The organism is Alkalibacillus almallahensis (assembly GCF_011761495.1).
GTDB classification, from domain to species: Bacteria; Bacillota; Bacilli; order Bacillales; family Alkalibacillaceae; genus Alkalibacillus; species Alkalibacillus almallahensis.
Map to the genome: position 1 here is coordinate 1 of NZ_JAASRU010000027.1, position 10,342 is coordinate 10,342.

Here is a 10,342-nt window from a genome sequence, read left to right on the forward strand (position 1 = left end):
GTCAGATACACTCTCCTTAACTTTGGTAGGTTATGGGTTGAGTATATCATGACATGTCCTTTTATAGTGTCTCGCTTAATTTTACAATCGAGGTATTAAAATAACCCCCAGTTCAAAACTGTTTGAAACAGTCATGAACTGGGGGTTATTCGTTTAAGTACTTAAGATTCAACTAATTTATAACTGTCTAGAATTTGGCCAGAAGTAGCATCAGCAACAAATTGATATTGTTCTGTCTTTCCGTCAATTGTTCGAGACACGCCACCTTCGTATACTTTGAAAGATTGGCCATTATGATCATAAGCTTTCTTGTCCATTAGAATCCAGGATCCACTAATAGGTCCGGATTGTTTAAATTCTTCTTTTACTCGATTTAATGCAACCTCAGGCACTAACCAGTGATCTTTCACTTTTTTACCAACGATTGTTCCAACAGCAATGCCAACAGTTGCAGGTACAACTAGTTTATACCATTTCATGTTAATTCACTCCAATAATAAGTCATTTTAACCTTATTATAACGACTGTGTATTGGAAAAGGAAATAAAATGTGATGGATTATCAAAAATTTTCTGTTAAAATAAAAGAGGATTCTATTATGCTTGGAGTGATAATCTTGAATCAAGAGACAAAAGAAATGTTTAAAACGTTAACAGAACTTCCTGGAGCACCTGGCCACGAACATCAAGTTCGTCAGTTTATGCGACAAGAACTACATAAATATTCTGATGAAGTTGTTCAAGATCGTTTAGGTGGTGTCTTTGGTGTTCGTCATGGCGAGGGACCTAAAGTCATGGTAGCAGGCCACATGGATGAGGTAGGGTTCATGGTAACCCAAGTGACTAAAAATGGTATGTTACGCTTCCAAACCTTAGGTGGTTGGTGGAGTCAAGTTATGCTTGCGCAACGTGTCCAAGTGATGACAGACCACGGACCTGTTACAGGGGTGATTGGTTCAACACCGCCTCATAATTTAACACCAGAACAACGGAAGAAACCAATGGAAGTTAAAGATATGTTAATTGATATTGGTGCAGATGATGAAGAAGATGTAGAGCGTATTGGCGTTAAGCCTGGGCAACCGATCGTTCCTGTTTGTCCATTTACAGAAATGGCAAATGAAAAGAAAGTGATGGCAAAAGCTTGGGATAATCGTTATGGCTGTGGTTTATCGATTGAGCTATTAAAAGAATTACAAGGTGAAAACTTAAACCATACGCTTTATTCAGGTGCTACTGTACAAGAAGAGGTAGGCCTTCGTGGTGCTCAAGTGGCTGCGAATATGATTGATCCGGATCTGTTTTTTGCATTAGATGCTTCACCGGCGAATGATATGGAAGGTGATGACAAAGAGTTTGGTCAATTAGGAAAAGGTGCATTATTACGTATTTTCGACCGAACAATGATTACACATCGTGGTATGCGTGAATTCATTCTTGATACCGCAGAATCTAACGATATTCCATATCAGTATTTCATTTCACAAGGTGGAACTGATGCAGGTCGCGTACACACTTCAAACGATGGTGTGCCATCAGCAGTGGTTGGTATTTGTTCCCGTTATATTCATACAAGCTCATCCATGATTCATATTGATGATTATGCTGCTGCCAAAGAATTATTAACAAATTTAGTTAAATCCATTGACCAATCAACGGTCGATTCGATCAAACAAAATAGCTAAAATTTATATATTGACAATGTTTATGCGCACGTTAAAATAAGAGAGATGAACTAAAAATGTTCATCTCTCTATTTATAAGAGGCTATTTAAATGTATAGACGAGAACATCTAAGGCTTGATCAATAGTTTCGACTGTAACATTAGCTTTATTAGATAATTCTTTTAAAGGATGCACTAATGATTCAGGTCGAATCAGAATCAGAGGCTTGTTTAATCCAATGGCTATTCCAGCGTCCATCGCTGTATTCCATTGTTTATAAGATTCACCGAAAAGAGCGATCACAGCATCTGCTTGTTGCATCATCAATTGTGTTCTAAAGTTATTGATGCTTGATGCGGCATCGTCTCGGTGAATTTGGTTAGGTTGCTCACCTAATATTTGTTCACCAATATCATCAGATAAATCATGATTTTCTTGTGGACCTGAAAATGTTAAATCTAAATTATGTTGCTTGGCTTTTGATTTTAATTGATCACGCCAATCATCATGAATTTGACCAGCTAGATAGATTGATAAAGTCATTAAATATCCTCCTTGTAGAGATTGATGTTATCATTAATAATGAACAGAGAAAATTCATTTGTCAAATATCTTAATAGAAAGCTAGTTTCGGAGGGAAATGAGTTGAAGAGAATTGCAGGAATCGGGATTGTATTACTTGGTTTCGTCTTGGGGGCTTGCTCGCCATCAATGGATGAAGCATTTGATGAAGCCGAAAATAAAGTAAAAGAGACGTTTTTATCGTCTAATACAAAAGAAACGAATACAAATTTTGATCAATTTGATATTTATAAACCTGAAGAATTAGAAGTAAGTGACCAAAATAAAAGTAATGTTGTCTTTAAAGAAGATGATCAATCGTATGTATTGTTCGTTAATGAATTTGAAGCGCCAAATAGTAAATGGTTCTATAATCAAATTGAAAATAAAGGGCTTTATCTAAAAACATTTGAAACTGAAGACGCCTTTGCTTACTTACAAGCAAAGGAATACGATGAAGAACGCTACGAAATCCATGTAGGGATTGGCGGAATTAAGATGTCAACAGTCACAAATGTTGGAGATATGGAAGAAGATATTACGATGATGATTGAGATGATTGAATCTGTAAAGCAACAATAATCCTATTCGGAGGTAATGGTCTTGAAGCAATTTTTGGAGCGTAAAGGTGTTCATCCATCTTTCCATCAGTATGTGCTAACATCCTTAAGCTATATGGCTTTAGGTTTATTTGCGTCACTCATTATTGGTACGATTTTTCAAACACTAGGTAATGAAGTGCCATTTTTACCTCAAGCTTTTGTAGACATTGGTGATTTTGCGATTCAACCTGTTATATATGGTGGAGCGATAGGAATTGCTATTGCCCATGGTTTAAAAGCACCACCACTCGTATTATATAGTACACTGTTTGCCGGAAGTTACGCTGCTGAAATTGGTGGGGGCCCTGCTGGAAGCTTTATTGCTGCCTTAGTGGCAGTTGAAATCGGAAAGCTAATTAGTAACGAGACGAAGTTAGACATTGTCCTAACCCCATTGGTAACGATCTTGGTAGGCTTTGTGGTAGCCTCTACGGTTGGTCCGCCGATTTCAGCTATGTTAGAGGGCTTTGGTTCGATTATTAATTGGGCAACAGATTTAAGACCTTTTCTCATGGGAATGATTGTGGCTGCTTTAATGGGTATGGCTTTAACAGCTCCGATATCAAGTGTTGCAATAGCTGTTATGTTAGATCTTCAAGGGTTAGCTGCTGGTGCAGCAACTGTTGGATGTGCCGCTCAAATGATTGGTTTTGCGGTAAGCAGTTACCGAGAAAATGGCTTTGGTGGACTCATCTCTCAAGGTATGGGGACCTCCATGCTTCAAATTGCTAATATCGTCAGGAAACCAATTTTACTTATTCCTCCAACTGTCGCAGGAATGGTGTTGGCTCCAGTTGCGACAGTATGGTTAGAATTAGAGAATAACGCAATTGGTGCAGGCATGGGAACTAGTGGACTAGTGGGCCCGATTATGTTAGTTGAAACAATGGGTTCATCGGCACAACTTATGTGGGTGATCATCTTATTGTTAATTATCTTACCAGGACTAATTAGTTTCGTCTTATCTGAATGGCTAAGAAAGAAAGGTCTTATTCAAGATGGTGATATGAGACTTGATGCATAATCCCCGTGACTTTGCTAACCAATAGTGACATGGTAAAATATTGAGTGATGTGCTTCAATAATGGGGTGAAATATAATGAAAATGACTAGTATTAAAATGAAGAAAATGCTAGAAGAACGTTTTAATTTTGCAGAATGGAAAACAACATTTAATAAAGATGAAGATACATTTCGTATTGAGTGGAAGCATAGTGAGCAAGGTGTCACTATTTCGCTACCAGGTGTTATTTCCAAATGGGAAAATCGTGGTGAAGAGGCTATTAACGAACTGGTCTCTCATATAAGTGAAGCTTTAACGATTATGAATGAGGAGCAGACCTTAGAAGGGAAGGAAAGCCAAATATATCCTGTTATTCGGGCAGGGTCCTTTGCAACGGAATCTAACGAAGGAGTTCCGCTAATTTATACGGACCATACGGCTGAGACGCGAATTTATTATGCGATTGATTTGGGTCAATCTTATCGTTTAATTGATGAGAATATGATGACCAAAGAAAATTGGACAAAGGATCGCATTCACGAAGTAGCCATGTTTAATATTCGACGTTTATCAACGGATATGAGGCAAGATGAGGTGGCTGGAAATACATTTTATTTCCTTTCAACGAATGATGGCTATGACGGCAGCCGAATATTGAATGAAGCATTGATAGAAGAAATGCGAGCAACTACAGAAGGTGAGCTTGCAGTGGGTGTGCCTCATCAAGATGTGTTAATTTTTGCGGACATTCATAATAAAATGGGTTATGATGTATTGGCGCAAATGATGATGCAATTTTTCGCAGAAGGTCGAATTCCCATTACGTCACTACCGTTCTTATACGAAGGTGATCAGTTAGAACCGATTTTCATATTAGCTCAGAAAAAACCTGAAAGTGATAAGGAGTAGAAGCGATGCAAGTTGTATATAATCGTCAAGGTATAGGTAATGTTTTATTATTAACCTTACACCAAACGGATGCTAAAACAATTGTTGAAGAATATGGTGATGTAGCCCGAATAGCATTAGCTGATTCAGGTGAAGCAGTTGCTTATAATATTTTTAATGCTTCAAATTACATGGACGTGAATCATTACGAATTGCTAAATATTAATCAAGATTTTGTTGACCAAGTGAATCAGATTTTTAACAATAATGGATTACATGAAACACTTAATATTGACTTATCCCCGAAATTTGTTGTCGGAAATATCGATTCCATTGAACAACATGACGATTCTGATAAATTAAGTGTTTGCCAAGTTGATGTCGGTGAAGAGACTTTGCAAATTGTTTGTGGAGCACCGAATGTAGCTGAAGGACAGAAGGTTGTTGTAGCAAAAGTGGGCGCATTCATGCCTAGTGGCTTAGAGATTAAAGATTCAGAGCTACGAGGGGTTAAATCAACAGGTATGATTTGTGCCGCCAGAGAATTAAATTTACCTAATGCACCACAGGAAAAAGGAATTTTAGTACTGAATGATCAAGAAAAAGTTGGTAATCCGTTCACATTAAGCATGTATCAAGCTTAATTAATGTTTGAAATGCTCTTGCGAACGAGGGGAGGGGTCTACTCGTGAAAGAATTTGAATTAAAACAACAGGGGAAAATCAAACGTTTAACCAATCAAACGTTTAAATTTGATGAACGTATTAAGGATGGTTGGTTTTCAGCTGTATACTTTCTAAAAACCAAGCAAATAGTTGAAGAACATTTGAGTGATAATATAGTCACCATGCAGTTCTTTCAGAAGAAGAATGCTGTTTTATGTGGTACAGATGAAGCCATTGCATTATTACATACTTTCGCAGATCATCCTGAAGATTTAGAAATTTATGCACTAGCAGATGGTGACAAAGTGGCCCCCTATGAATCTGTGTTAACCGTGACTGGACGGTACCAAGATTTTGGGTATTTAGAAGGGATTATCGATGGTATTCTTGGACGAAGAACATCTGTTGCAACCAATGTGTATGAGGTAGTGAATGCTGCTGGATCGTCAGGCATACAGAAACCAGTGATTTTCATGGGTGACCGTGATGATCATTATACCCAACAGGCAGGGGATGGCTATGCTGCATACATTGGCGGTTCGACAGCTCAAGCAACTCATGCTATGAATGAATGGTGGGGCAAAGAAGGAATGGGCACGATGCCTCACGCCTTAATTCAAATGTATAAAGGCGACATTGTTAAAGCAACCAAAGCCTATCAAGCGACGTTTCCTAATGATGAATTACTTGCACTAGTAGATTACAATAATGATATTATTACGGATTCATTGAAGGTAGCACGTGAATTTGGTGACGAGCTTAAAGGGGTTCGACTTGATACCTCGAAAAACATGGTTGATAAATATTTCTTTCGTAACCAACATTTAATGGGATCCTTTGACCCGCGTGGGGTGAATCCACAATTAATCTTTGCGCTGCGCAAAGCCTTAGATGATGAAGGATTTGATCATGTCAAAATCATGGCCAGTGGTGGCTTCACTGAAGATAAAATACGTTATTTCGAGTCCTTACATGTCCCGGTTGATATGTATGGTGTAGGAAGTAATTTATTAAAAATGAAAATTGGATTTACGGGTGACAATGTGTTATTAAACAATGAACATGAAGCGAAGCAAGGTCGTAAATTCATGCCCAATCCACGTTTAGATAAGGTTGAATATAACGGTGATTGATTTTAATTAAAATCAATCACCGTTTTTTGTCGTTTAAATGTCTATTATTAGTCAAAAGATGCCTATTTTGATACGGTGTATTCAGAATGGTTAAACTTTAACTGAGCGAAAAGATGCAATTTCGAGCTAAATAATTGATTATGGTGGACGATTGTGATAATTCTGCTATAATGAAAAAAGCAATTTAGAAATCAAAACATATATTAATAACAGAATGAACAATACGGGGGTTCGATTCATGTCGACTTACCACTTTATAGGCATAAAAGGAACAGGGATGAGTGCATTAGCTCAAATCTTACATGACTCTGGTGAAACAGTGCAGGGGTCAGATATTGAAAAAACGTTTTTTACAGATGAAATCTTACAAAAGAAACAGATTCCTATTTTAACATTTGACGCCAATAACATTGAAAATCATCATATTGTCATTGCAGGAAATGCATTTTCTGATGATCATGAGGAGATTGTTAGTGCGAAGTCAAAAGGCGTTCCATTTTATCGATATCACGAATTCTTAGGCCAGTATATCCAACAATATACGAGTATTGCGGTGACTGGAGCTCATGGAAAGACTTCAACCACAGGTTTATTAGCCCATACATTAAGTGAGAACGTACCGACGTCTTATTTAATTGGTGATGGTACTGGTAAAGGTCGAGCTGATAGTGAATATTTTGCGTTTGAAGCTTGCGAATATCGACGTCATTTCTTAGCTTACGAACCAGATTATGCGATCATGACGAATATCGATTTCGATCATCCTGATTATTTTAAGGATCTTGATGATGTATTTAAAGCTTTTCAGGAAATGGCAATGAATGTTAAACGAGGGATCATTGCGTGTGGTGATGATGAGAATCTTCAAGCTATTCATGCTCAAGTACCTGTCGTGTATTATGGGTTACTGCCAGAGAATGATTTCCAGGCGGCTAATATTGCCGAAACGGAAAATGGTACAATATTTGAAGTGTATGTTCGAGGTGTGTACTACGATACATTTGAAATTCCAGCCTATGGGAATCACAGTGTCTTGAATGCTTTAAGCGTTATAGCGTTATGTGATTATGAGAATTTCTCGCCTGAACAAACCAAAGCAATCTATTCCTTTGGTGGAGTGAAACGCCGTTTTACAGAAACAGAATGGAAAGATGGCCAAATTATTATAGATGATTATGCTCATCATCCAATTGAAATTGACGCCACTATCGATTCAGCTCGAAAGAAATATCCGAATAAAGACGTGGTTGCAGTTTTCCAGCCACATACTTATTCGCGTACAGCTGAATTTTTAAATGAATTTGCAGAAAGCTTATCGAAAGCTGACCATATTTACCTATGTGATATCTTTGGATCGGCAAGAGAGAAAAATGGGAAGTTATCGATTGATGATTTACAGACTAAAGTAGACGGTGCTAGTTTTATTACTGAAGATGAAACGCATCGATTACAGCTTCATAATAATAGCGTTATTTTATTTATGGGAGCTGGAGATATTCAAAAATACGAAGAAGCATTTAAGGCTTTAGCATAAAAATATCGCTCGGTGTTTAAACACCGAGCGTTTTCTTATGCCTTTAATTGATCAGGGTTGAGAGGGGTTAATTCAGGGATGACAAAACGGCCATCTTTACGAACTAATTCACCGTCGAAATACATTTCACCACCGCCGTAATCCTCTCTTTGGATATTAACCATATCCCAGTGGATTGAAGAATCATTGCCATTATAAGCATTGTCATATGCTTGACCAGGTGTGAAATGGAAACTGCCATCAATTTTCTCATCGAATAAAATATCTTTCATTGGGTGTTGGATATACGGATTAATGCCGATAGCAAATTCACCAATATAGCGCGCACCCTCATCTGTATCGAAAACATGTTGGATTCGTTCTGTGTCATTGGCCTGTGCATGAATGATTTTACCATCTTCAAAGGTAAGGGATACATTCTCATATGTGAATCCTTGATAAGGAGATGGCGTGTTATAAGTCAAAGTACCATTAACTGAGTTACGTACAGGGGCTGTGTATACTTCACCATCTGGTATATTCAGTTCACCAGCACATTTGATGACAGGGATATCTTTAATGGAGAACTTTAAGTCTGTACCAGGCCCTTTGATTTTCACTTCGTCAGTTTCTTGCATTTTCTTAACGAGCGCATCCATAGCGTCATTCATTTTTGCATAATCTAAAGTACATACGTTAAAGTAGAAGTCTTCAAAAGCTTCTGTGCTCATTTCAGCTAATTGTGCCATGGACTCATTAGGGTAACGTAGTACACACCATTTTGTATTTGGTACACGGATTTGTCGATGTACGTTCATCACTGTTTGCCCGTACAATTTGTTTTTCTCGCTAGGTACATCAGCTAATTCGTTAATATTGTCTCCTGATCGAACAGCAATATAAGCATCCATGTCATTCATAACGTTTGCTTCATACTGTTCCCAAGCTTTTAATTGTGTTTCGTTTGCTCCTTTTAAAAGGGAACGCATCACTTTTTGATCTTTTAATTCCACAAATGGATGGCCACCAGCTTCGTATGCTTTTTCAACGATCGCGGAGACAAGCTCTTGTTGTATGCCAGTGTTTTCGATTAATAGTTTTTCGTCTTTTTGCAGTTTAACGGAATAATTGACGAGTAAATCAGCTAATTTATTAATTCTTGGGTCTCGCATTTTTCCCCTCCTAATTAAATTGTTAACATCAAGTTTATTATACTAAATTTTAAAAATAAAACCATATGGTGTTTGACAATTTAATTGTATGGGTATAGATTAATATGTAACATTATGGACGGAAGGAGATGAAGCAATTGAACTTGTTACATATTTCAGCATTAATTGCATCAATAGCTTTTGCAATTGGTTTTATTGTTCTAGTGATTTATATTTCACGTACACTTAAATCAGTGACTAAAACACTAGAGAACGTGGCATCAACAGTAGGAGGCTTAGAAGGCCAACTAGAAGGTGTGACAAAAGAAACGGAATTATTACTAAATAAGACTAATCACTTAGCGGAAGATATCGCTGGTAAAACTGAGAAAGTTAATGTTTTATTTGATGGAATTAAGGGAATAGGTTATACTGTTAACCAATTCAATGAATCTTTACAGAAGCTTTCTGAAGAACTTGAGGAACAAGCAAATGAACATGCAGCACAAACTTCTCAAACAATTAAATGGGGAGAAGCGGCGATTCATTTGTGGAAAAAATATAAAGAAAAGCAATAAAAGAGATTAGAGGAGGACAAACGTATGACTGAAGAAAAACAAAAGAATGAAGAGAACATCAATAGCAAAGACTTTATGATTGGAACGTTACTAGGAGGTATTGTTGGTGCATCAGTCGCACTATTATTCGCTCCGAAATCAGGGAAAGAAATCCGCGAAGATCTAAACACAGGCGCACAACAAGTAAGAGAACGTGCGGATGAGTGGAAAGACGTTGCTTACGAAAAAGGTAACGAAGTTTCTCAACGTATGAGAGAAACAAAAGGTCAATTACAAGATAAAGTAGCAGAAATGAAAAACCAAGCTCAAGGTCAAAACGATGAAGTAGCACAAGATATTGCTGATGCCATTGAAGAGGCAACAGAAGAGCTTGAGCGTCAGGAAGCTAATGAATTATACGAGAGTTCCCAACAATATTAATAAACAAAATTGAATAAATTTTAAAGGCTGTTAGTTGACATTGCTAACAGCTTTTTTTAGGCTCTAAAATATGGCTCTAAAATATTTGTTGGGGTAGATACACAATTTAGCGTGAAGGTTTGATGGTGGCCGTTGGCATCATGTGATCCGCTTACGGTGGATGC

General features: G+C 37.5%; 12 protein-coding genes. 9 read left to right on the plus strand and 3 right to left on the minus strand.

Annotation, left to right across the window (positions count from 1 at the left end; genetic code table 11):
- Positions 1-161 precede the first annotated feature (161 nt).
- A complete protein-coding gene (locus FHR85_RS14150; RefSeq protein ID WP_167264393.1) occupies positions 162-479 on the minus strand; it encodes a peptidase M4 in 318 nt (105 codons plus the stop codon).
- 137 nt (positions 480-616) lie between these two features.
- Between FHR85_RS14150 and FHR85_RS14155 the strand changes: the two genes are divergently transcribed.
- Positions 617-1,684, plus strand: a complete 1,068-nt coding sequence (locus FHR85_RS14155) for a M42 family metallopeptidase (RefSeq protein ID WP_167264416.1) — start codon at positions 617-619, stop codon at positions 1,682-1,684.
- Positions 1,685-1,766: 82 nt separating this feature from the next.
- Here FHR85_RS14155 and FHR85_RS14160 read toward each other — a convergent pair whose 3' ends face one another.
- Positions 1,767-2,207 carry a YtoQ family protein gene (locus FHR85_RS14160; RefSeq protein WP_167264395.1) on the minus strand — a complete coding sequence of 147 codons (441 nt, stop codon included), beginning with the start codon at positions 2,205-2,207 and terminating at the stop codon, positions 1,767-1,769.
- A gap of 102 nt (positions 2,208-2,309) precedes the next feature.
- Between FHR85_RS14160 and FHR85_RS14165 the strand changes: the two genes are divergently transcribed.
- The 6 genes from FHR85_RS14165 (at position 2,310) to murC (ending at position 8,050) form a co-directional block, all read left to right on the plus strand.
- Complete coding sequence (locus FHR85_RS14165) at positions 2,310-2,807, plus strand: hypothetical protein (protein WP_167264397.1); 498 nt, start codon at positions 2,310-2,312, stop codon at positions 2,805-2,807.
- A 21-nt stretch (positions 2,808-2,828) separates the two neighbouring features.
- On the plus strand, positions 2,829-3,851 hold the full coding sequence (locus FHR85_RS14170) for a PTS sugar transporter subunit IIC (protein WP_167264399.1): 1,023 nt from the start codon (positions 2,829-2,831) through the stop codon (positions 3,849-3,851).
- A gap of 75 nt (positions 3,852-3,926) precedes the next feature.
- On the plus strand, positions 3,927-4,739 hold the full coding sequence (locus FHR85_RS14175; protein WP_167264401.1) for a DUF1444 domain-containing protein: 813 nt from the start codon (positions 3,927-3,929) through the stop codon (positions 4,737-4,739).
- Positions 4,740-4,744: 5 nt separating this feature from the next.
- A complete protein-coding gene (ytpR, locus tag FHR85_RS14180) occupies positions 4,745-5,362 on the plus strand; it encodes a YtpR family tRNA-binding protein (RefSeq protein WP_167264404.1) in 618 nt (205 codons plus the stop codon).
- Between the two features lie 44 nt (positions 5,363-5,406).
- The gene (locus FHR85_RS14185) at positions 5,407-6,516 is read left to right on the plus strand and encodes a nicotinate phosphoribosyltransferase (RefSeq protein ID WP_167264406.1); all 1,110 of its coding nucleotides are present in this window, start codon (positions 5,407-5,409) and stop codon (positions 6,514-6,516) included.
- Between the two features lie 238 nt (positions 6,517-6,754).
- On the plus strand, positions 6,755-8,050 hold the full coding sequence (murC, locus tag FHR85_RS14190; protein ID WP_167264408.1) for a UDP-N-acetylmuramate--L-alanine ligase: 1,296 nt from the start codon (positions 6,755-6,757) through the stop codon (positions 8,048-8,050).
- Between the two features lie 35 nt (positions 8,051-8,085).
- Here murC and FHR85_RS14195 read toward each other — a convergent pair whose 3' ends face one another.
- A complete protein-coding gene (locus tag FHR85_RS14195) occupies positions 8,086-9,201 on the minus strand; it encodes an aminopeptidase (RefSeq protein ID WP_167264410.1) in 1,116 nt (371 codons plus the stop codon).
- 137 nt (positions 9,202-9,338) lie between these two features.
- Between FHR85_RS14195 and FHR85_RS14200 the strand changes: the two genes are divergently transcribed.
- Both FHR85_RS14200 and FHR85_RS14205 read left to right on the plus strand, forming a co-directional pair.
- The gene (locus FHR85_RS14200) at positions 9,339-9,758 is read left to right on the plus strand and encodes a DUF948 domain-containing protein (RefSeq protein WP_167264412.1); all 420 of its coding nucleotides are present in this window, start codon (positions 9,339-9,341) and stop codon (positions 9,756-9,758) included.
- Positions 9,759-9,782: 24 nt separating this feature from the next.
- Positions 9,783-10,178: a YtxH domain-containing protein gene (locus FHR85_RS14205; RefSeq protein ID WP_167264414.1), complete on the plus strand. Its 396-nt coding sequence runs from the start codon at positions 9,783-9,785 to the stop codon at positions 10,176-10,178.
- Positions 10,179-10,342 lie beyond the last annotated feature (164 nt).